The organism is Sulfitobacter sabulilitoris, assembly GCF_005887615.1.
GTDB classification, from domain to species: domain Bacteria; phylum Pseudomonadota; class Alphaproteobacteria; order Rhodobacterales; family Rhodobacteraceae; genus Sulfitobacter_E; species Sulfitobacter_E sabulilitoris.
Genome location: NZ_VANS01000001.1, coordinates 1,656,329 through 1,677,344, shown reverse-complemented (window position 1 = coordinate 1,677,344; position 21,016 = coordinate 1,656,329). Strand labels below are relative to the sequence as shown.

Sequence of the window (21,016 nt, the reverse complement as noted above, 5' to 3'; positions counted from 1 at the left end):
CGCATCTGACATGCCTGAGGGGCCGCGCTGGACAACACCGGCGCGGCCCTTTCTTTTTTCGACGCCCGAGGGAGAACCGAACATGAGCGACACGCACCCCAACTATGGCCGGATCGACGGAACAATCGCGATCATCGGCTTTGGCTCGATTGGCAAGGGCACCCTGCCGCTGATTCAACGCCATTTCGACTATGACGCGGACAAGCTGGTCGTCGTCGATCCTAATCCCACCGGCGCTGACTTTTTGGCGCAACAGGGCATCCGGTTCGATAACATCGCCATCACGCGCGACAATTACCGGTCCGAACTCAAGCGGCTGTTTCCCGACGGCAAGGGGTTCTGTGTGAACCTCAGCGTCGACACGTCGTCGCTCGACATGATGCAGGTCTGCCGCGAGTTGGGCGTCCTGTATATCGACACGGTGGTCGAACCCTGGGCGGGCTTTTATTTCGAGACGCCGGACAATGCGGATCGCACGAACTATGCCCTGCGCCAGAAGGTGCGCGACGCCAAGGCCGCCAACCCCGGCGCGACCACGGCGGTGTCGTGCTGCGGCGCGAACCCCGGCATGGTCAGCTGGTTCGTCAAGGAGGCGCTCCTGACCCTGGCGAGGGACACCGGCAACCCGGCCGATGCGCCCGGTGATCGTCAGGGCTGGGCGAGGCTGATGCAGGGTCTTGGCGTCAAGGGCGTGCATATCGCCGAGCGCGACACGCAGGCGCGCGCGATACCGCGGCCCCGCGGGACCTTCGTGAACACATGGTCGGTAGAGGGCTTCATCTCCGAAGGGTTCCAGCCGGCGGAACTGGGCTGGGGCACGCATGAGACGTGGTTCCCGGAAAATGCGCATGGCTATGACACGGGCTGTCAGGCCGCGATCTGGCTGGAGCGTCCGGGCGCCATCACCCGGGTGCACACATGGTGCCCCACGCCGGGGCCGCAATTCGGGTATCTGGTGACCCATAACGAAGCGGTGTCGATCAGCGACTATTATACCCTAGGCGAGCCGGCGGCGCCGGAGTTCCGCCCGACCTGCCACTACGCTTACCACCCCAGCGACGATGCCGTGCTGAGCCTGCACGAAATGTTCGGATCGGGTCGCCAGCAGACGGTGCACCAGATCCTGGAACCCGACGAGATCGTCGAGGGCATCGACGAGCTGGGCGTGCTGTTGTACGGCCATGAGAAGAACGCGCTCTGGTATGGATCGCGGCTCAGCAATGCAGAAGCGGTGACGCTGGCGCCCTATCAGAACGCGACCGGCCTGCAGGTGACATCCGCCGTGCTGGCCGGAATGGTCTGGGCGCTCGAAAATCCGCAAGCCGGCATCGTCGAGACGGACGAGATGGACCACGCGCGGTGCCTTGAGGTGCAGCGCCCCTATCTTGGACCCGTAGAGGCGCATTATACCGACTGGACTCCGTTGCAGGACCGCTGGGAGCTTTTCCCCGAGGATATCGACGAAAGCGATCCGTGGCTCTTTCGCAACGTGCTGGCAAGCTGAGGGCAGTGACACTATGCCCGTGACAATATGATGGTGGCGCAGGGTCGCTTGCGCCGCTAAAACACCGCGAGCAGGAGTTCGCACAGCATGACCAAAGCCATCCGTCCGCAGCCCGGTATCATGGACATCGCGCCCTATCAGGGCGGAACGAGCCATGTCGCGGGGCTCGACAATGTCGTCAAGCTCAGCTCGAATGAAAACCCCCTTGGCCCCAGCGAGGCGGCGATCGAGGCGTATCGCCGGGCCTCGTACGACCTGCACCGCTATCCGTCGTCGGACCATTCCGCCCTGCGCACAGCGATTGCCGAGGTGCTCGGGCTCGACGCCGATCGCATCATCTGCGGCGCCGGTTCGGACGAGGTCATCGCCTTTTTGTGTCAGGCCTATGCGGGCGAGGGGTCGGAGGTCATTCACACCGAACACGGCTTTGGCATGTACCGCATCTCCGCGCTGGCGGCGGGGGCCACACCGGTCGAGGTGCGCGAACGCGAACGTGTGACGGACGTGGACGCGATCCTGGCCGCCTGTACCGATGCCACGCGGCTGGTGTTCATCGCGAACCCCAACAACCCCACCGGCACAATGATCGGCGCGGCGGATGTGGCGCGGCTTGCCGATGGCCTGCCCCGGCAGGCGCTTCTGGTGCTCGACGGCGCTTATGCCGAATATGTCGAAGGCTACGACGGCGGTGTCGCACTGGTCGAGAGCCGAGAGAACGTGGTGATGACACGGACCTTTTCCAAGCTGTACGGTCTGGGCGGGTTGCGCGTCGGTTGGGGCTATGGCCCGGCGCATGTCATCGACGTCCTGAACCGGGTGCGCGGGCCGTTCAACCTGTCCAACGCCGCGCTGGCGGCCGCGGAAGCCGCGATCCGCGATACCGCCTATGCCGATCACTGCCGGGCGGAGAATGCGCGCTGGCGCAGCTGGCTGGCCGATGCGCTGGCGGAGTTGGGCGTGCCGTCGGATGTCAGCCTTGCCAATTTCGTGCTGGCCCGCTTCTCCAGCGCCGACGAGGCGCAGGCCTGTGACGCCTACCTGAAGTCGCAGGGTCTGATCGTGCGGATGGTGGCCGGCTACAAGCTGCCCAATTGCCTGCGCATCACCGTGGGGGATGAAAGCGCTTGCCGACGGATCGTCCATGCCGTGCGCCAGTTCAAGGAAGGCTGAGGGCATGGCGCAGATGTATGACCGCGTGGCCCTGATCGGTCTCGGGCTGATTGCGTCTTCGATGTTCTGGGCGATCAAGCGCGCGGGCCTTGCCGGCGAGGTTACGGGCTATGCCCGCAGCGCCGCGACGCGCCAGACCGCGCGCGACATCGGGCTGTGCGACCGCATTTGCGACACCGCCATTCAGGCCGTCGAGGGCGCGGACCTGGTCGTGCTGTGCGTGCCCGTGGGCGTCATGGGCGCGGTGGCCGAGGAGATCGCAGGCGCGCTGAAGCCCGGCGCGACCGTCACCGACGTGGGATCGGTCAAGCGCGACGTGATCGAGCAGGTGGCGCCGCATCTGCCGGGCGACGTGCATTTCATTCCCGGCCACCCGCTGGCGGGCACCGAACACTCCGGCCCGACCTCCGGCTTTGCCGAACTGTTCGACAACCGCTGGTGCCTGCTGGTCCCTGTCGAGGGCGCGGACCGCGGTGCCGTGGCGCAGTTGCGCGCGTTCTGGGAAGGGCTTGGCAGCAATGTCGAGGAAATGGACCCCGATCATCACGATCTGGTTCTGGCCGTCACATCCCACGCGCCGCACCTGATCGCCTATACGATGGTGGGCGTGGCCGACGATCTGCGCCGCGTGACGGACAGCGAAGTCATCAAGTACTCCGCCGCCGGGTTTCGTGATTTCACCCGGATCGCGGCCAGCGATCCGACGATGTGGCGCGATGTGTTCCTGACCAACAAGGAAGCGACGCTGGAGATTCTGGGGCGCTTCACCGAAGAGTTGTTTGCATTGCAGCGCGCGATCCGGACCGGCGATGGCGATCACCTGCACGCCTATTTCACGCGCACCCGCGCGATCCGGCGCGGCATCATCGAAGCGGGGCAGGATACGGATGCACCCGATTTCGGACGGGGAAAGCGCAAGCCATGAGGCGCCTGGCGATCTTTTTGGCGCTGTGCGCCGGGGTCGCCGCAGGGGCCGGGCCCGCGCCGGATGCATCCAAACGCCCCGTGGGCCGCGCGGGATCCACCGCGATGATGATGACGACGGCGGGGGCCATCGTGCGTCCCGCGCGCGACCCGGTTGCGGCGGCGGTGGCCGCGGCCGTGGCAGAGCGGGGGCAGGGCCTGCGGGTGTCGTTGCGACCGGCACTGCGCAGCCCGACGGTGGAAATGCGCGCGATCGCACGTCGGCAGGAACGCGCGCGCGGCGCCGTCTGCGGTGTCCCGGATATCCAGGGCGAATATGTCGGCGCGGTGCCGGGCCGCCTGGGCGGGTGCGGCATTGACGAGGCCGTGCGCGTGCGCTCCGTCTCGGGGGTTGGTCTGACGCAGAAGTCGGTGATGGATTGCACCACCGCGAAAGCCCTGAAAACCTGGCTGGAGGCGACCGCGAAGCCAGCCTTGCGATCACAGGGCGGCGGGCTGAGCCGTTTGCGGGTCGCGGCGCATTATTCCTGCCGGACGCGCAACAACAAGGCCGGGGGCAGGATTTCCGAACATGGCAAGGGGCGCGCCATCGACATCTCGGGCTTCGTGCTTGCGGATGGATCGACCGTGACGGTGCTCAAGGGTTGGACCGCGCGCGGCACGTCGCGCACCCTGCGGCAGATGCATCGCGGCGCCTGCGGCCCCTTCGGCACGGTTCTGGGCCCAGAGGCGGACAGCTATCACCTCGATCACTTCCACTTTGACACCGCGCGCTATCGCAACGGGTCCTACTGCCGCTAACGCAGGATCAGCCGTGGCGCCGGACCCAGCGGAAGGAACCCCGCCGCGACAAATCCGTTCCTGACGTTCAGTTGCACATCGAGCGTGTCGGGGTTGCCCGTCAGACCCGCCAGCGTGCCAAGCGCGCGCTCGACCTGCGACCGGACAGGGCCGGGCAACAGGCCGGCGGCATCGGCCAGGTCCAGCAGGTCGCGCCAATTCTCGGCCTGCACCGACACTGTGCCATCGGGCACGCCTTCGGCGTCGATGGTCAGCGTGCCGGCTGCCTTGATCCGCAGATCGCCCCAGACTGCCTCCAGCAGGTTCAGGTCCAGACTGCGCGGCTGCGGGCGCGCGTCCTCGATGGCGCGACGGTCCCAGCGCCGATCGAATGTCGCGTCCATCCGGGCCTTCAGGCTGTCGAACCGCAACGGCCAATCGCGGGGAACGCGCAGCCGCGCGCGGGGCAGATCACCGGGGCGAAACCCTTCCGCCACGATGTCAAAGCGGTAGGCCGCCTCGGGGCCGTCGGTTTCGGTCATGGCCAGCGTGAGGGTTTGCGCGCTCATCACGCTGCCGTCGCCATGGGCGTCGAGCGACCATGCTCCGGTCGTGACGGCCATGCTGTCCAGCGCCAGCGCGGTGCCGGGGTGCAGACGCAGATCCGCGCGCCCGTCTTGCAGGGTCAGGCTGGCGCGGCCCTGCGGGCTGGCCAGAAGGATCGGATCATCCGGGACCTCAAGCGTGACATATCCCGGCCAGTACGCCGGCGCGCGGATCGTCAGGCCGCTGGCCTCGATGGCGACGCCGGTGGCCGGGTCGGCCAGGACCGGCCGCACCAGCGTCACGCCAAGCGTGAAAGGATACCCGTGCATCGGCAGGCTCGCGACATCGGCCTGCCAGCCCTCGGCGCGCCGTGCATCGAACCAGCGGGTCAGACCCTGATGCAATCCGCCGGCGGCCACGCCCCACCAAGCCGACCAGACCGCCGCCAGCAGCACCATACCCAAGATCACACGCCGCATCGCGACCCCCTTTGCATTGTCTCCGTTTTGAGGTTTACCGATGTCCAAAGCAAGAGGACCGATGCGATGACGATGTGGGTATTTGGCTATGGCAGCCTGTTGTGGAACCCCGGCTTCGAGGTGGCGGAGCGCGCCGTGGCGACCTTGCCGGGCTATGCGCGGTCGTTCTGCATGCGCTCCATCCATCATCGCGGCACCCAAGAGCGGCCGGGCCTCGTGCTGGCGCTCGACCCGCAACCGCATGCCGCCTGCACCGGCGTGGCGCTGGCCGTGGCACAGGGCCAGGAAGAGGCGACGCTGGAGTACCTGCGCGCGCGCGAACTGATTTCCTCGGCCTACGTGGAGAAGACCTTGCCGGTCGATCTGCAGGGCGGGCGTCAGGTCACGGCCGTCACCTACGTCATCGACGCCGATCACGTGCAGTATTGCGGCGGCCTGCCGCTTGAGGAGCAGGCCCAGATCATCGCGCGCGCCGTGGGTGGGCGAGGGCCGAATACGGAATATCTGTACAATACCGTCGCCCATTTGCTTGAAATCGGCCTGCGCGATCCCGACCTTGAATGGCTGCACGCGCGCGTGCGCGACCTGGCGGTATAAACCCTTGGCGTTTCACCGGGTTATCAGTGTAAACTCTGCCCTGAGCAGATCAATCAACAAGGTCAGGAGCACGGCGCATGTCGCAGCCAGACCATAAGGCAAGACCACAGTTTTCGCAGCCCGTGCGCCAGATCAGCCTGATGGTGATGGTGCTGATCCTGACCGGACTGGGGGCCTTCGTGGCCCTGCCGCGGGTGCTTCCGGTGTTCGAGGCCAACCCCTATCTCAACGGCTTCATCGGCTTTGTTTTCGTGCTGGGTGTCATCGCCTGTTTCTATCAGGTGACGCAGCTTATCGGTTCTGTCCGGTGGATCGAGGGCTTTGCATCCGACTCGATCGACGGTTCGGTCAAACCGCCGCAACTGCTCGCGCCACTGGCCAGCCTGCTGCGGTCGCGCGGTGCGCAGATGCAGGTTAGCGCAACCTCGACCCGGTCGATCCTTGATTCCGTCGCGACCCGCATCGACGAAGTGCGCGAGATCACGCGCTATATCGTCAACATGCTGATTTTTCTGGGTCTTCTTGGCACCTTCTATGGTCTGGCCACGACGGTTCCGGCGGTTGTCGATACCATCCGCAGCCTTGCCCCACAGGATGGTGAAAGCGCGGTGGACGTGTTCAACCGCCTGATGACCGGGCTGGAGGCACAGTTGGGCGGCATGGGCGTGGCCTTCGCCTCGTCGCTTCTGGGGCTTGCGGGATCGCTGGTCGTGGGCCTGCTGGAGCTTTTTGCAGGGCATGGCCAGAACCGGTTTTACCGCGAGCTCGAAGAATGGCTGAGTTCGATCACCCGCGTGGGGTTTGCCACCGGCGAGGAGGGCGGCGGCGATCAGGCGGTGCTGGCGAGCGTCATCGACCATATGGCCGAGCAGATGGAGAGTTTGCAGCTTTTGATCGCGCGCAACGAGACAAGCCGCAGCACGGTGGACGAGCGTCTGGACAAACTGGCAAGTGCGGTCGAACGGATGACCGATACCCTGGACCGTCCGAATGACGGGTCCGACGGTCTTCGCAAGGCGCTGGAACGGATGGCGGCGGGTCAGGATCGCGTGGTCTCCGCGCTGGAGCGCCAAGGGCAAGGCGAGGGCCCGGATGCCGAAAGCCGGATGCGCCTGCGCTCCATCGATGTGCAGATGTTGCGCATTCTCGAGGAAATTTCGGCCGGACGGCAGGAAACCATGGCCGAACTGCGGGTCGACATCGCCAATCTGGCAAAGGCGCTCAGCCAGCCGCGCGGGCAGGATCGCCGCGCGTTCAGCGCCAATGACCTGTCAGGCAGGGAGCGCTGAGCATGGCCCTGTCGCGGCGCACCGGAACCCGGTTTCAGGCCTCGATCTGGCCGGGGTTCGTGGATGCCATGACCGGGCTTTTGCTGGTGCTGATGTTCGTGCTGACGATCTTCATGGTGGTGCAATTCGTGCTGAGCGAACAAATCACCGGGCAGGAGACGGAGCTGGACCAGCTCGCGGGGGAGGTCGCGGCGCTGGCGCAAGCGCTTGGGCTGGAAGAGCGGACCAGCCGCCAGCTTGAGGCGCGTCTGGGTGCGCTGACGACATCGCTGAACAGCGCGCAGGATGAAATCGCCGAACAGTCGGCGCTGATTTCGTCGCTGACCGCACAGCGCGACTCGCAGGCGGATGCACTGGCGGCAGCCGAGACGCGGATCACCAGCTTCGAGGCGCAGGTGGCCAGCCTGCTGGCGGAACGTGACGATGCACGGGACAGTGTTGCCGGGCTGGAGGCGGATCGTGCCGCGCTCCTGACCGAACAGGAGGCACTGAATGCCGCACTTGCGCAGGCCCGCAGCGAGGTCGATGCGCAGGCTGAAATCGCGCGCCTGGCGGCGGCGCGGCGCGAGGCGCTGGATGCGATGGTTGCGGACCTGCGGGCGCGCAACGCCAAGGCAGAGCAGCAGGTCGATACCCTGACCGGACAGCTTGATTCCGCGCAGGCCGCGCTGAGCGAGGAGGAAGCCGCGCGGCTGGCGGAGGCTGCGGCCGCGCAGGCCCTGCGCGACCGGTTGCAGAACGCGGATGCGGAACTGACGGCGATGACACTGGCGCTTGAGGCGCAGCGCCAGGAGGCGGAGGATACCCTGACCCTGCTGGCGGCGGCGCGGGCCGCGAAAACCACGCTGGACGACCAACTGGTTCAAGCGTTGTTGCGCGTCGAGGACCTGCAACAGCGGGCCGCCCGCGGGGCAGAGGCCCAGACGGCACTGGAGGACGCGGCCGCGGAAAACAGCACCTTGGCAGAGCGTCTCGCCGAGGCGGAGGCGCAGTTGGCCGCGCTTCGGACCGAGGCGCAATCGGACCGCGAGGCCCTTCGCAGACAATTGGCCGAAGCGCTGGCCGCCAAGCTGGCCGCGGAAACGCTGGCCGAGGACACCAGCACCGCCGCCGAGCGTCGCGCGGCACTGTTGGCCGAGGCGAACCGGGCTCTGGCCGAGGAGGAGGCGACAAGCGCCGCCGCGCAACGCCAGACCGAGTTGTTGAACCAGCAGGTTGCGGCCCTGCGCGCGCAACTGGGTGACTTGCAGGCGCTTCTGGATGACGCCGTGGCGCGCGATGCCGCCGCACAGGTGCAACTGCAATCGCTTGGGTCCGAGTTGAACACCGCGCTGGCGCGTGTCGCCGCGGAACAAAGCCGCCGCGCGGCGTTGGAGGAAGCAGAGCGCAAGCGGCTGGAGGCCGAGGCGCAGGATCTGGCGCGCTACCGGTCGGAGTTTTTCGGACGTCTGCGCGACGTTTTGGGCCAGCAGCCGGGCGTGCGCATAGAGGGCGACCGTTTCGTGTTCTCGTCCGAAGTGCTGTTCGCGCCGGGACAGGCCACCCTGTCCGACGAAGGCCGCGGCGAGGTCGCCAAGGTGGCCGCCATCCTGCAAGGCGTGGTGGACGACATCCCGCAGGAGATCGATTGGGTGATCCGTGTTGACGGGCACACCGACAATGTGCCGCTGTCGGGATTCGGCGAATTTGCCGACAACTGGGAGCTCAGCCAGGCGCGGGCTTTGTCGGTGGTCAAATACATGGTCGGTGCCTTGGGTATTCCGCCCGACCGGCTGGCCGCGAACGGCTTTGGGCAATACCAGCCCGTGGCGCCGGGCGACAGCGAGGCCGCGCGGGCGCAAAACCGGCGCATCGAGTTGAAATTCACCGAGAAATAAGCCGCGCGGCGGAGTTGTCGCGGCAGGTGTGTGCGCGCTACGGCAGCGTCATGTCGCGGCTGCGGCGGTCGATCACGGCGCCGTCGCGCAGCAGGGTCACGGTGCCGGTATACGCGCCGTCGGGCCACGGATCCCTGCGGCGTTTCTTGCCCACCGCGCGAAAGACCTGCGCCTGCGTCTTTTCCAACGTCAAGGTCTGATCTACGATCACGCCGTCCGGACCGGTCAGGGTCAGGGTGATCGTGTCGTTTTCCTGTCCGCCGAATGCGTAGCCATAGAGCACGAGCGCTGGCGCATCCGCACCGATCCCGGCGATCTGCGCGGCGCCGGATTTCACGTCGTCGAAGCTGGGAATGGCATCGGCGAAACCGACCGAGATCAGCCCGCCGGGCCGGTACGGCGGCGGTGTTTGCCAAAGGGTGCCGCGGCTGGTCCGGGTGTCGGCGGAAGGATCGCAAGTGCCTGCCGGCGCATCCGGGGCAAAGGGGTCAACGACGGTATCGCCCTGCCTTACGCTCAGGTGAACATGCGGAAACTGGGTGCGACCGCTCAGCCCGACCTGGCCCAGAACATCGCCGGCAGCGACGTGTTCGCCCCGCGTGCGGGTGATCGAGCCCTGTTTCATGTGGCAGTATTGCGTCACCCAGCCGCCCAGATGGGCGATCACCACGCCGTTGCCGCATTCGCGGTCCTGGATGCTGTCTGCCGTGGCGTCGCTGTAGCCGATATCGGCCATGCCGTCGCGGGTGCCGCGCACGACGCCGGGGGCAGCGGCGATCACATCGACACCGTCGTGCATGCGGGCAAGGCTGGGCAGTGCGAAATCGGTGCCTTTGTGGCCATCATAGCTTAGCGGGGCACAACGATAGTCGCGCGCGCCGGGGCCGTCGTCGTGGTCCACGTACTGCTGGATATAGCAGTCGTCGGTCAGATCGCAGTCAAGGGGAGGGGACAGAACGAAACCCTCCGCCGCGAGTGACACGGCGGAGGAGAAGAGCAGGCAGACCGCTGCCCGAAGGATCATTCCGCCGTCAGAAGCGGAGGCTTGTTGCCTGACAGGCGCGGCTTGTCGGGGCCGTCGATCTTGAGATCGATCTCGCCGTTCTTGATGCCGACCCGAACCACGCCGCCCTTGGACAGCTTGCCAAAGAGCAGGTCCTCGGCCAGCGGCTTCTTGATGTGCTCCTGGATGACGCGACCCAGCGGGCGCGCTCCCATTTTCGCATCATAGCCTTTGTCGGCCAGCCATTCGGCCGCGGGCTTGGTCAGTTCGATGGTCACGTTGCGGTCCATCAACTGGGCCTCAAGCTGCAGGACGAACTTCTCGACCACCCGCAGGATGACCTCCTTGGGCAGCGGCGCAAAGGAAATCACCGCATCCAGCCGGTTGCGGAATTCCGGCGTGAACGTCCGTTCAATCGCGGCGGTATCCTCACCCGTGCGGCGATCACGGTTGAAGCCGATGGCCTCTTTCGCCTGTTCGGACGCGCCCGCGTTCGACGTCATGATCAGCACCACGTTGCGGAAATCGACTGTGCGACCGTTGTGATCGGTCAATTTGCCGTGGTCCATGACCTGCAACAGGATGTTGTAGACATCCGGGTGCGCCTTTTCCATCTCGTCGAGCAACAGCACGCAGTGCGGGTGCTGATCGACGCCATCGGTCAGCATGCCGCCCTGATCAAAGCCGACATAGCCCGGAGGCGCACCGATCAGACGACTGACCGCGTGCTTTTCCATGTATTCGGACATATCGAACCGCAGAAGTTCGACACCCAGCGTATCGGCCAGTTGCTTGGCCACTTCGGTCTTGCCGACGCCCGTGGGTCCGGCGAACAGGTAGTTACCGATGGGCTTTTCCGGTTCGCGCAGACCGGCGCGCGCCAGTTTGATGGCCGAGCTGAGCGCCTCGATCGCCTTGTCCTGCCCGAAGACGACGCGCTTGAGCGACCCTTCGAGATCCTTGAGCACCTCGGCATCGTCCTTGGAGACGTTCTTGGGCGGAATGCGCGCGATCTTGGCGACGACATTCTCGATCTCCTTGGTGCCGATGGTCTTGCGCCGCTTGGTGGCCGCGATCAGGTGCTGCGCGGCACCCGCCTCGTCGATCACGTCGATGGCGCTGTCGGGCAGCTTGCGGTCGTTGATATAGCGCGCCGCCAGTTCGACGGCGGTTTTCACGGCATCCGCAGTGTATTTGACCGAGTGGTGATCCTCGAAATAGGGCTTGAGACCCTTGAGGATCTTCACGGCATCCTCGACGGAGGGTTCATTGACGTCGATCTTCTGAAAGCGCCGGGCCAGTGCACGGTCTTTCTCGAAGTGCTGGCGGAACTCCTTGTAGGTGGTGGACCCCATCGTGCGCAGCTTGCCGCCCGCCAAAGCGGGTTTCAGCAGGTTGGACGCATCCATCGCGCCGCCCGATGTGGCGCCCGCACCGATGACGGTGTGAATCTCGTCGATGAACAGAACGGCATCCCTGTGCTGCTCCAGTTCGGTGACGACCGCCTTCAGCCGTTCTTCGAAATCGCCGCGATACCGGGTGCCGGCCAGCAACGCGCCCATGTCGAGCGAATAGATGGTGGTGTTCTCGAGAACCTCCGGCGTCTCGCCCGCGACGATCTTGCGCGCGAGCCCTTCGGCGATGGCGGTCTTGCCCACGCCGGGATCGCCCACCAGAAGCGGGTTGTTCTTGCGACGGCGGCACAGCACCTGAATGCAGCGCTCGACCTCGTCCTCGCGACCGATCAACGGATCGATATCGCCCTCGCGCGACTTGGCGTTCAGATCGACGCAGTATTTCTCGAGCGCGGATTCCTTTTTCTCGCCATCGGTGACGCCCTGGGCTTCTTCCTCGTGCTCGGGCGCGCCGGACACGGGGCGCGGTTCGCCGTAGGCGGGGTCCTTGGCGACGCCATGCGCGATGAAATTCACCGCATCGTAGCGCGTCATGTCCTGCTCCTGCAGGAAATAGGCGGCATTGCTTTCCCGCTCGGCAAATATGGCGACCAGCACGTTGGCGCCGGTCACTTCGGTGCGGCCAGAGGATTGCACGTGGATCGCGGCGCGCTGGATCACGCGCTGGAACGCGGCGGTGGGCACCGCTTCGGAACCATCGACATCAGTGACAAGGTTGCTGAGGTCCTCGTCAACGAATTCGACAAGCGTGCTGCGCAGCTCGTCGATGTCCACACTGCACGCCTTCATCACGCGGGTGGCGTCGGGTTCGTCGATCAACGCCAGAAGCAGATGTTCCAGCGTTGCGAATTCGTGGCGGCGCGCATTGGCCAATGCCAGCGCCGAATGAATTGCCTGTTCGAGTGTGTTCGAAAATGAAGGCACGGTGCGTGCTCCTTCTGATCGGAGGTCGATGGGGGAACCAAGTGATGTCGGCCCCTCAAAGACCATGGCCTCATAGTATTAGAGTTTGGTTGATCGTGCCCCAGCTTCAAGTTTTTTCTTCAAATTCGCTGTCACAATTTGTGTGAATGCATTCGAAGGGGCTGTTTGGGGGCGTCAAAACGCATCCTTGCGGGCGCGGATTTCGGCAAAGACCTGTGCATCGGACGCATCGGCCAGCCCCAGATGGGCACGGATATGGGGGTCTGCGGCGCGCAGGAACGGGTTGGTCTCCAACTCGAGCGCCAGGGTTGACGGGACTGTGGGGGTCTGGGCGGCGCGGGCCGCTTCGATGTCCTGCGAACGCGATATAAGCGCGGAATTCTCAGGATCAATAGTCAACGCGAAGCGCGCGTTCGCCGCGGTATATTCGTGGCCCGAATAGACGACAGTGTCGCGTGGCAGCGCCATGAGCCTTTGCATCGATCCCCACATCTGATCGGCCGTGCCCTCGAACAGCCGCCCGCAGCCAAGCGCCATCAGGCTGTCGGCGGTAAAGACCGCGTCGGCATCGGGCAGATGAAGGGCGATATGACCGACCGTATGACCCGGCACGTCGATCACATGCACCGCGTGACCCGCGAAATCGAAGGTGTCGCCCGGCGTGACCGCGTGGTCGAGCGGCGGCAGGCGGTGCGCGTCGGCCTTGGCGCCCACGACCCTGGCCGGGTGATCGGCCAGCAGCTCGGCCAGCCCGTCCACGTGGTCCCAGTGGTGATGCGTCAGCCAGACCTGGCTCAGCGTCCATTCGCGCTGTTTCAGGATCGCCGCGATGGGGGCCGCTTCGGGCACGTCCACGACCGCGGTCTCGCCGGTCGCGTCGTCATGAACGACAAAGGCGTAATTGTCGCTCAGGCAGGGGACGGTCACGATTTCGACGGGCATGGTCATTTTCCTCTGCGCAGCTAGACTGTCGCCAGAGTGACGGATCATGAGGGCGGCTGCAATGCATCTTGATGTGCAGGATCTGCGGAATTTCTATTATCGCAACGCCCTGGGGCGCGCGGCACAGGCGTCGCTACGCCGGCGTATGGACGAGCTGTGGCCCGAAGCAAAGGGGCAGACCGTGGTCGGCTATGGGTTCGCCGCGCCGCTGTTGCGCCCCTACCTGAAGGACGCGCGGCGGGTGATTGCCCTGATGCCGGGGCCGCAGGGGGTGATGCCCTGGCCGCAGTCCATGCCCAACGTGTCGGTGCTGACCGAAGAAACCCTCTGGCCGCTGGAGACGGGGCATGTGGATAAGCTGGTGTTGCTGCACGGGCTCGAGACATCCGAGCGTGTCAGCGATCTGCTGGAGGAATGCTGGCGGGTGCTGGGGCCGGGCGGGCGCGCGGTGTTCATCGTGCCGAACCGCGGGGGGCTTTGGGCGCGGCGCGACCGCACGCCGTTCGGCTATGGCAGGCCCTATTCGCCGGGCCAGCTCGAGACGCAGTTGCGCAAGCACCAGTTCCTGCCGGAACGGCACCTGGGCGCGCTCTACCAGATCCCCTCGGCCAAGCGGATCTGGATGAAGTCCGGCCCGGCCTTCGAGAAGTTCGGCGCGCGCATGCCGACGATGATGGCGGGCGGAGCCTTCATGGTGGAGGCCACGAAACTGGTCTATCCGCCAAAGGGCAAGATCGAGCCCGCGCGCGCGCGCCGCGTCGTCGGGGTGATGAAACCGCAGGCCAAACCAATTTAGGCGCAGTGCGACGGGCGGTCCGCGAGCGCTGAAAAATTGGGCAGTTGCCCCGCGGGAATCGGATGGCACCGCCGTAAAGCCGTCAAAAAATTGAATTTTATCCACTGCCAAAGCGTCGCATATGCGGCAAAGCCCTGAAAATAAGTGGGTTAGCGCTAGACTAGATATCACTATACTGTGTTGCGGGGTCTGGGCCCGTCTGCTACATCGCCCCTGATTTCGACGTCTTGAGAAACCTCAAGCCGCGCCAACACCCCCGGTGACGCGTCCAATGCGCGTTTGTCGGGGCCAGAACATCGGAAGGGTGGACGTGTCCGAACCAGCTTCGATTTCCACAGGCATCGCGGAGCGCTATGCCTCTGCGGTTTATAGCCTGGCCAAAGATGGCAAAAAGGTCAAAGCGATTGAAACCGATCTCGACGCGCTGAGCGAGGCGCTGTCGTCCAGCGACGATTTCAACGCGCTGATCCATTCGCCGATCTATTCGCGCCAACAGCAATCCGCCGCCATCGTGGCGCTGGCCAAGAAAATGGCGCTGTCGGACATCTTGTCCAACACGCTGGCGCTGATGGCCGAGAAACGCCGTCTGTTCGTTCTGCCGCAGCTCATCGCGACCCTGCGCGAGATCATCGCGACCGAGAAGGGCGAGGTCACCGCAGAGGTGACAAGCGCCAAGGCGCTGACCAAGGCGCAGGCCGACAAGCTGGCCAAGACACTCAAGGCAAACACGGGCAAGACCGTGACACTGAATGCGACCGTTGATGAATCCCTCATCGGCGGTCTTGTCGTCAAAGTGGGCTCCAAGATGATCGACACCTCGATCCGCTCGAAGCTCAATTCCCTCCAGAATGCAATGAAAGAGGTCGGATAAATGGGTATCCAAGCAGCAGAAATTTCTGCGATCCTGAAGGACCAGATCAAGAATTTCGGTCAAGAAGCGGAAGTGGCCGAAGTGGGCCGGGTTCTGTCCGTCGGTGACGGTATCGCCCGAGTTTACGGTCTGGACAACGTTCAGGCCGGCGAAATGGTCGAATTCCCCGGCGGTATTCAGGGCATGGCCCTGAACCTTGAATCCGACAATGTCGGCGTCGTGATCTTCGGTTCCGACCGCGACATCAAGGAAGGCGACATCGTCAAGCGCACCAACTCCATCGTGGACGTGCCGATCGGTGACGAACTGCTGGGCCGGGTCGTGGACGGCCTTGGCAACCCGATCGACGGCAAGGGCCCGATCAAGGCGTCCAAGCGCGGCGTGGCCGACGTCAAGGCGCCGGGCATCATCCCGCGGAAATCCGTGCACGAGCCGATGGCCACCGGCCTCAAGTCCGTGGACGCGATGATTCCGATCGGCCGTGGCCAGCGCGAACTGATCATCGGTGACCGCCAGACCGGCAAGTCCGCCGTCGCGCTCGACGCGATGCTGAACCAGGCGTCGGTCAACAAGGCCGCCGGCGACGACGAGAGCAAGAAGATGTACTGCGTGTACGTCGCCATCGGTCAGAAGCGCTCCACTGTGGCGCAGCTGGTCAAGAAGCTCGAAGAAACCGGCGCCATCGACTATTCCATCGTCGTTGCGGCCACCGCGTCCGAGCCTGCGCCGATGCAGTTCCTCGCGCCCTATTCTGCCACCGCGATGGCGGAGCATTTCCGCGACAACGGTCGTCACGCGCTGATCGTCTATGATGATCTGTCCAAGCAGGCCGTGTCTTATCGTCAGATGTCGCTGCTGCTGCGCCGCCCGCCCGGGCGCGAAGCCTATCCCGGCGACGTTTTCTATCTGCACTCCCGCCTGCTGGAACGTTCGGCCAAGCTGGGCGACGATGCCGGCAACGGCTCGCTGACGGCGCTGCCGATCATCGAAACCCAAGGTGGCGACGTGTCGGCGTTTATTCCGACCAACGTGATCTCGATCACCGATGGTCAGATCTTCCTCGAGACCGAATTGTTCTACCAGGGCATCCGCCCCGCCGTGAACACCGGCCTGTCGGTGTCTCGCGTGGGTTCGTCCGCGCAGACCAACGCGATGAAATCCGTCGCGGGCCCGGTCAAGCTCGAGCTGGCGCAGTACCGCGAAATGGCGGCCTTCGCGCAGTTCGGTTCGGACCTCGACGCCGCGACACAGCAGCTGCTGAACCGTGGCGCGCGTCTGACCGAGTTGATGAAGCAGCCGCAGTATTCGCCGCTGACCAACGCGGAAATCGTCTGCGTGATCTTCGCGGGCACCAAGGGCTATCTCGACAAGATCGAGACCAAGCAGGTGGGCCGCTTCGAGGCCGGTCTGCTGGCGCACCTGCGGTCCAAGCATCAGGACCTGCTGGACATGATCACCAAGGAAGACCCCAAGATCAAGGGCGACGCCGAGGACAAGATTCGCGCCGCGCTGGACGAATTCGCCGCAGATTTCGCGTAATTTAAGGGGGGAGATTACAGGCCTATGCCTAACCTCAAGGACCTTAAGAACAGGATCGCGTCGGTCAAATCGACCCGCAAGATCACCAAGGCCATGCAAATGGTCGCAGCCGCCAAGCTGCGCCGTGCGCAGGACGCCGCGGAGCAGGCGCGCCCCTATGCGGAGCGGTTCAACGCCGTTCTGGGTGGCCTGGCGGCGTCGGTTGGCGACAGCGATACAGCGCCCAGACTGCTGAGCGGCACAGGCAGCGAGCAGGTTCACCTGCTCGTACTGCTGACTGCCGAACGTGGCCTGTGCGGTGGCTTCAACTCCAACATCACCAAACTCGCGCGCACCCATGCGCGCAAGCTCGTGGCCGAGGGCAAAACCGTCAAGATCCTGACCGTGGGCAAGAAGGGCCGCGATCAGATCAAACGCGATTTCGGCAAGCATCTGGTGGGTCATGTGGACCTGACAGAGGTCAAGCGTGTCAGCTACGCCGACGCGCAGGGCATCGCCAAGGACGTGTTGTCGCGCTTTGACGAAGGCGAATTCGACGTCGCGACGATCTTTTTCGCAGAGTTCGTAAACGTGGTCACGCAGGTTCCGACGGCCCAGCAGATCATTCCCGCATCCTACGAGGCGCAGGAGGGCGACGAGGCATCGACTTTGTTCGACTATGAGCCCGGCGAAGAGGAAATCCTCGCCGATCTGCTGCCACGCGGCGTGGCAACGCAGATCTTTGCCGCGCTTTTGGAAAACGGGGCGTCCGAGCAGGGCGCGCGCATGTCCGCGATGGACAACGCGACGCGCAACGCGGGCGAAATGATCGAAGACCTGACCATCGAGTACAACCGCTCGCGTCAGGCCGTGATCACCAACGAGCTGATTGAAATCATTTCCGGCGCGGAAGCGCTGTAGAACACATCGGAGAAACGACATGGCACAAGCTGTCGGGAAAATTACCCAAATCATCGGCGCGGTTTGCGACGTGCAGTTCGAGGATCACCTGCCGGAGATCCTCAACGCGCTGACCACCGAGAACAACGGCAAGACGCTGGTCCTCGAAGTGGCGCAGCACCTTGGCGAAAACACCGTGCGCACCATCGCGATGGACGCGACCGAAGGCCTCGTGCGGGGCCAGAGGGTCGAAGACACCGGCGCGCCGATCTCGATCCCTGTGGGCAACGCCACGCTGGGCCGCATCCTGAACGTCGTGGGCGAGCCCGTCGACGAAAAGGGCCCCGTGAACGCGACCGAGCGCCGCGCGATCCACCAGCCCGCGCCCGAATTCGCCGAGCAGTCGACCGCGTCCGAAGTGCTTGAGACAGGCATCAAGGTGATCGACCTGCTGGCCCCCTACGCCAAGGGCGGCAAGATCGGCCTTTTCGGCGGTGCCGGTGTGGGCAAGACGGTTCTGATCATGGAACTGATCAACAACATCGCCAAGGTGCACTCGGGCTATTCGGTGTTCGCCGGTGTGGGCGAGCGGACCCGTGAGGGCAATGACCTTTACCACGAGATGATCGAATCCAACGTGATCAAGCCCGACAACCTCGAGGACTCTCAGGTGGCGCTGGTCTACGGCCAGATGAACGAGCCTCCGGGGGCGCGTGCCCGCGTGGCGCTGACCGGTCTGACGCTGGCCGAGCAGTTCCGCGACCAGTCCGGGACCGACGTTCTGTTCTTCGTGGACAACATCTTCCGCTTTACGCAGGCTGGGTCCGAAGTGTCGGCCCTGCTGGGTCGTATCCCGTCGGCCGTGGGCTATCAGCCGACGCTGGCCACGGACATGGGCGCGATGCAGGAACGCATCACCTCGACCAAGTCCGGCTCGATCACCTCGATCCAGGCGGTCTATGTGCCTGCGGACGACCTGACAGACCCCGCGCCTGCGACGACCTTTGCCCACCTCGACGCGACAACGGTTCTGAACCGTGCGATTTCCGAACTGGGCATCTACCCGGCCGTGGACCCGCTCGATTCCACGTCGCGCCTGATGGACCCGTCCATCGTGGGCGAGGAACACTACCAGGTGGCACGCGATGTCCAGGGGATCCTGCAACGTTACAAGTCGCTTCAGGACATCATCGCGATCCTCGGCATGGACGAACTGAGCGAAGAGGACAAGCTGACCGTGGCCCGTGCCCGGAAAATCCAGCGTTTCCTGAGCCAGCCGTTCGACGTGGCCAAGGTGTTCACCGGCGCGGATGGCAAGCAGGTTCCGCTGACCGAAACCATCGAAAGCTTCAAGGCCGTGGTCGCGGGTGAATACGATCACCTGCCCGAAGGCGCGTTCTACATGGTGGGTGGCATCGAAGAAGTGAAAGCGAAAGCTGAAAAAATGGCGGCCGACGCCGCTTAAGGGAGCCTCTACAATGGCAGACACGATGCAATTCGACCTTGTTTCGCCGGAGCGGCGCCTGGCCCAGGTGCAGGTGACCGCCGTGCAGATCCCCGGTGCGGATGGCGACATGACGGCGATGCCCGATCATGCGCCGACCATCACGACGCTGCGCCCCGGCGTGCTGCGGGCCGAAGGGCCCGACGGCACATCGGAATACGTGGTCACCGGTGGCTTTGCCGAACTCAGCAGCCGTGGCGTGACCGTTCTGGCGGAGCGGGCAATGGCCCGCGCCGACATGACCCAGGCGCATATGGACGAGATGATCGAGGAAGCGCACACTGCGTACAAACAGGCGCGCGAGACCTTCAAGAACCAGCCGGGCCCCGTCGACGACGCCGCCAAGCTGCTGGCGGATATGGTGGCGATCGGGGATCACATCGGTCTGTCCACCAAGCAGCCCAGCCTCTGACCCTGCCGGTTCATACAGATTTCAGCAAAAGGCCCTGCAACACGCGGGGCCTTTTGGTATTTGCGGCCTGTCTTTGAGGTCTCCACTGACCTAGGCTGCGCGCGACAAGGGAACGACAGCATGAAACACCTCAGCAGCAACCGGATCGGGATTGATCAGGACGATGTCGTTCTGTTTTCGGATTTCGAGGACAACGGCGAGATGTGGACCGGCAGGGGCCAGCGTGAACGCCGTCGCCGCATCAGGTTCAGCGAAAAGTTTGCCGCGGCCCCGGTCGTGCACCTGTCGCTGTCGCTGTGGGATATGGATGCCGCGACGGTGATGCGCGCGGACCTGAGCGCCGAGGCCGTGACAAAGGATGGCTTCGACATGGTGTTTCGGACATGGGGTGACACGCGCGTCGCTCGCGTACGTATCGCCTGGCTGGCCTTTGGCGAGCTGGGCGACCCGGAAGAGGATGAATGGGAGCTGTACTGACCCCGCGTCTATTCCGCGGCGTACATGCCATCGTAGATCGGCCCGAGCGTGTCGGCCTCGAACAGCGACGACACCGACGTTCCGTTCCAGATATTCAGGATGGCCTGGGCAAAGATCGGCGCGGTCGGCACGACGCGGATGTTCGCGGCGTCTTGCACCGCTTGCGTGGGGGCGATGGTGTCGGTCAGAACCAGCGACTTCATCACCGAACTCGTGACACGCTCGACCGCCGGGCCGGACATGACACCGTGGCTGATGTAGGAATGGACCTCCTTGGCGCCATGCTCCATCAGCACTTCGGCGGCCTTGCAGAGCGTGCCCGCGGTGTCGCAGATGTCATCGACGATCAGGCAGATCTTGCCCGTGACGTCGCCGATCACTTTCATCTCTGCGATCTCGCCGGGTTTTTCGCGGCGCTTGTCGACGATCGACAGCGGCGCATTGACCCGCTTGGCCAACTCGCGCGCCCGTGCCACGCCGCCCACATCCGGCGATACGACCATCAGTTCGTCCATGCGGTCCTTGAACTCCGACTTGATGTCGAGCGCGAAGATCGGCGAGGCGTAGAGGTTATCCACCGGAATATCGAAGAACCCCTGGATCTGTGCCGCGTGAAGATCCATCGTCAGGACCCGTTCGATGCCCGTGCCGACCAGCATGTTGGCCACCAGCTTGGCGGTAATGGGCGTGCGGGCCTTGGTGCGGCGGTCTTGCCGGGCGTAACCGAAATAAGGCAGCACGGCCGTGATGCGCGCCGCCGACGACCGGCGCAGCGCGTCGGCCATGACCAGCAGTTCCATCAGGTTGTCGTTGGCCGGGTTCGACGTCGACTGGATGATGAACATATCCTCGCCGCGCACGTTCTCGAACACTTCGACGAAAATCTCGCCATCGTTGAACCGCTCGACCCGGGCATCGACAAGGCCCACGTTCTTGCCGCGATGCAGCGACATGCGCCGCGCGATTGCGCGGGCCAGTGGCATGTTGGCGTTCCCAGAGATCAGCTTGGGTTCGGTGATATTCGGCATGTGATGGGATTCCCGCAGCAGCATCAGAGCAATGTGACAGATTCGTGATGTTGACACCGC

Annotated in this window: 19 protein-coding genes; 14 read left to right on the top strand and 5 right to left on the bottom strand. The window is 64.5% G+C overall.

The window, feature by feature from the left end:
* The first annotated feature begins 82 nt into the window (after positions 1-82).
* From FDT80_RS08030 to FDT80_RS08015, 4 genes are all read left to right on the top strand, one after another.
* Positions 83-1,504 carry a homospermidine synthase gene (locus FDT80_RS08030; protein ID WP_138661654.1) on the top strand — a complete coding sequence of 474 codons (1,422 nt, stop codon included), beginning with the start codon at positions 83-85 and terminating at the stop codon, positions 1,502-1,504.
* A gap of 87 nt (positions 1,505-1,591) precedes the next feature.
* Positions 1,592-2,674 (top strand): histidinol-phosphate transaminase, encoded by a 1,083-nt coding sequence (gene hisC, locus FDT80_RS08025; protein WP_138661653.1) that lies wholly within the window; start codon positions 1,592-1,594, stop codon positions 2,672-2,674.
* Between the two features lie 4 nt (positions 2,675-2,678).
* Entirely contained in the window at positions 2,679-3,599 is a 921-nt protein-coding gene (locus FDT80_RS08020) for a prephenate/arogenate dehydrogenase family protein (protein ID WP_138661652.1), read from the top strand.
* A complete protein-coding gene (locus FDT80_RS08015) occupies positions 3,596-4,399 on the top strand; it encodes an extensin-like domain-containing protein (RefSeq protein ID WP_138661651.1) in 804 nt (267 codons plus the stop codon). Before FDT80_RS08020 ends, FDT80_RS08015 begins: the two co-directional genes overlap by 4 nt.
* Here FDT80_RS08015 and FDT80_RS08010 read toward each other — a convergent pair.
* On the bottom strand, positions 4,396-5,403 hold the full coding sequence (locus FDT80_RS08010; protein WP_138661650.1) for a DUF2125 domain-containing protein: 1,008 nt from the start codon (positions 5,401-5,403) through the stop codon (positions 4,396-4,398). The two genes, FDT80_RS08015 and FDT80_RS08010, sit on opposite strands and share 4 nt — an antisense overlap.
* A 66-nt stretch (positions 5,404-5,469) precedes the next feature.
* Here FDT80_RS08010 and FDT80_RS08005 point away from each other — a divergent pair, with 66 nt between their 5' ends.
* The 3 genes from FDT80_RS08005 (at position 5,470) to FDT80_RS07995 (ending at position 9,166) form a co-directional block, all read left to right on the top strand.
* Entirely contained in the window at positions 5,470-6,000 is a 531-nt protein-coding gene (locus FDT80_RS08005; RefSeq protein ID WP_138661649.1) for a gamma-glutamylcyclotransferase, read from the top strand.
* Positions 6,001-6,077: 77 nt separating this feature from the next.
* Positions 6,078-7,289: a biopolymer transporter ExbB gene (locus FDT80_RS08000; RefSeq protein ID WP_138661648.1), complete on the top strand. Its 1,212-nt coding sequence runs from the start codon at positions 6,078-6,080 to the stop codon at positions 7,287-7,289.
* Between the two features lie 2 nt (positions 7,290-7,291).
* Positions 7,292-9,166, top strand: a complete 1,875-nt coding sequence (locus FDT80_RS07995) for a peptidoglycan -binding protein (RefSeq protein ID WP_138661647.1) — start codon at positions 7,292-7,294, stop codon at positions 9,164-9,166.
* Positions 9,167-9,203: 37 nt separating this feature from the next.
* Here the strand turns inward: FDT80_RS07995 and FDT80_RS07990 are convergent, their stop codons facing one another.
* The 3 genes from FDT80_RS07990 to gloB form a co-directional block, all read right to left on the bottom strand.
* Complete coding sequence (locus tag FDT80_RS07990; protein ID WP_138661646.1) at positions 9,204-10,190, bottom strand: M23 family metallopeptidase; 987 nt, start codon at positions 10,188-10,190, stop codon at positions 9,204-9,206.
* Positions 10,187-12,508, bottom strand: a complete 2,322-nt coding sequence (gene clpA, locus FDT80_RS07985) for an ATP-dependent Clp protease ATP-binding subunit ClpA (protein ID WP_138661645.1) — start codon at positions 12,506-12,508, stop codon at positions 10,187-10,189. The genes FDT80_RS07990 and clpA overlap by 4 nt, the downstream gene beginning before the upstream one ends.
* Before the next feature lie 174 nt (positions 12,509-12,682).
* The gene (gene gloB, locus FDT80_RS07980) at positions 12,683-13,450 is read right to left on the bottom strand and encodes a hydroxyacylglutathione hydrolase (RefSeq protein ID WP_170311813.1); all 768 of its coding nucleotides are present in this window, start codon (positions 13,448-13,450) and stop codon (positions 12,683-12,685) included.
* Positions 13,451-13,511: 61 nt separating this feature from the next.
* Here gloB and FDT80_RS07975 point away from each other — a divergent pair, with 61 nt between their 5' ends.
* From FDT80_RS07975 to FDT80_RS07945, 7 genes are all read left to right on the top strand, one after another.
* Positions 13,512-14,246 carry a methyltransferase domain-containing protein gene (locus tag FDT80_RS07975; protein ID WP_138661644.1) on the top strand — a complete coding sequence of 245 codons (735 nt, stop codon included), beginning with the start codon at positions 13,512-13,514 and terminating at the stop codon, positions 14,244-14,246.
* A 310-nt stretch (positions 14,247-14,556) separates the two neighbouring features.
* Entirely contained in the window at positions 14,557-15,117 is a 561-nt protein-coding gene (locus FDT80_RS07970) for a F0F1 ATP synthase subunit delta (protein ID WP_138661643.1), read from the top strand.
* Positions 15,118-16,656, top strand: a complete 1,539-nt coding sequence (atpA, locus tag FDT80_RS07965) for a F0F1 ATP synthase subunit alpha (RefSeq protein ID WP_138661642.1) — start codon at positions 15,118-15,120, stop codon at positions 16,654-16,656.
* Positions 16,657-16,680: 24 nt separating this feature from the next.
* Positions 16,681-17,556 (top strand): F0F1 ATP synthase subunit gamma, encoded by an 876-nt coding sequence (locus FDT80_RS07960; protein WP_138661641.1) that lies wholly within the window; start codon positions 16,681-16,683, stop codon positions 17,554-17,556.
* Positions 17,557-17,575: 19 nt separating this feature from the next.
* Positions 17,576-19,000: a F0F1 ATP synthase subunit beta gene (gene atpD / locus FDT80_RS07955; protein ID WP_138661640.1), complete on the top strand. Its 1,425-nt coding sequence runs from the start codon at positions 17,576-17,578 to the stop codon at positions 18,998-19,000.
* A gap of 13 nt (positions 19,001-19,013) precedes the next feature.
* Positions 19,014-19,451, top strand: coding sequence for a F0F1 ATP synthase subunit epsilon (locus FDT80_RS07950; RefSeq protein WP_138661639.1), 438 nt, complete (start codon positions 19,014-19,016; stop codon positions 19,449-19,451).
* Positions 19,452-19,571: 120 nt separating this feature from the next.
* Positions 19,572-19,928: an H-type lectin domain-containing protein gene (locus FDT80_RS07945; protein ID WP_138661638.1), complete on the top strand. Its 357-nt coding sequence runs from the start codon at positions 19,572-19,574 to the stop codon at positions 19,926-19,928.
* An 8-nt stretch (positions 19,929-19,936) separates the two neighbouring features.
* Here the strand turns inward: FDT80_RS07945 and FDT80_RS07940 are convergent, their stop codons facing one another.
* Positions 19,937-20,956 (bottom strand): ribose-phosphate pyrophosphokinase, encoded by a 1,020-nt coding sequence (locus FDT80_RS07940; RefSeq protein ID WP_138661832.1) that lies wholly within the window; start codon positions 20,954-20,956, stop codon positions 19,937-19,939.
* Between the last annotated feature and the right edge of the window lie 60 nt (positions 20,957-21,016).

Bases quoted from the DNA above. Each gene is read 5' to 3' on its own strand.
- FDT80_RS08020 (WP_138661652.1), top strand. From the start codon at position 2,679: ATGGCGCAGATGTATGACCGCGTGGCCCTGATCGGTCTCGGGCTGATT.
- FDT80_RS07990 (WP_138661646.1), bottom strand. From the start codon at position 10,190: ATGATCCTTCGGGCAGCGGTCTGCCTGCTCTTCTCCTCCGCCGTGTCA.
- FDT80_RS08010 (WP_138661650.1), bottom strand. From the start codon at position 5,403: ATGCGGCGTGTGATCTTGGGTATGGTGCTGCTGGCGGCGGTCTGGTCG.
- FDT80_RS08005 (WP_138661649.1), top strand. From the start codon at position 5,470: ATGACGATGTGGGTATTTGGCTATGGCAGCCTGTTGTGGAACCCCGGC.
- FDT80_RS07975 (WP_138661644.1), top strand. From the start codon at position 13,512: ATGCATCTTGATGTGCAGGATCTGCGGAATTTCTATTATCGCAACGCC.
- gloB (WP_170311813.1), bottom strand. From the start codon at position 13,450: ATGCCCGTCGAAATCGTGACCGTCCCCTGCCTGAGCGACAATTACGCC.
- atpD (WP_138661640.1), top strand. From the start codon at position 17,576: ATGGCACAAGCTGTCGGGAAAATTACCCAAATCATCGGCGCGGTTTGC.
- atpA (WP_138661642.1), top strand. From the start codon at position 15,118: ATGGGTATCCAAGCAGCAGAAATTTCTGCGATCCTGAAGGACCAGATC.
- FDT80_RS07950 (WP_138661639.1), top strand. From the start codon at position 19,014: ATGGCAGACACGATGCAATTCGACCTTGTTTCGCCGGAGCGGCGCCTG.
- FDT80_RS07945 (WP_138661638.1), top strand. From the start codon at position 19,572: ATGAAACACCTCAGCAGCAACCGGATCGGGATTGATCAGGACGATGTC.
- FDT80_RS08015 (WP_138661651.1), top strand. From the start codon at position 3,596: ATGAGGCGCCTGGCGATCTTTTTGGCGCTGTGCGCCGGGGTCGCCGCA.
- FDT80_RS07940 (WP_138661832.1), bottom strand. From the start codon at position 20,956: ATGCCGAATATCACCGAACCCAAGCTGATCTCTGGGAACGCCAACATG.
- hisC (WP_138661653.1), top strand. From the start codon at position 1,592: ATGACCAAAGCCATCCGTCCGCAGCCCGGTATCATGGACATCGCGCCC.
- FDT80_RS07960 (WP_138661641.1), top strand. From the start codon at position 16,681: ATGCCTAACCTCAAGGACCTTAAGAACAGGATCGCGTCGGTCAAATCG.
- FDT80_RS07995 (WP_138661647.1), top strand. From the start codon at position 7,292: ATGGCCCTGTCGCGGCGCACCGGAACCCGGTTTCAGGCCTCGATCTGG.
- FDT80_RS08030 (WP_138661654.1), top strand. From the start codon at position 83: ATGAGCGACACGCACCCCAACTATGGCCGGATCGACGGAACAATCGCG.
- FDT80_RS08000 (WP_138661648.1), top strand. From the start codon at position 6,078: ATGTCGCAGCCAGACCATAAGGCAAGACCACAGTTTTCGCAGCCCGTG.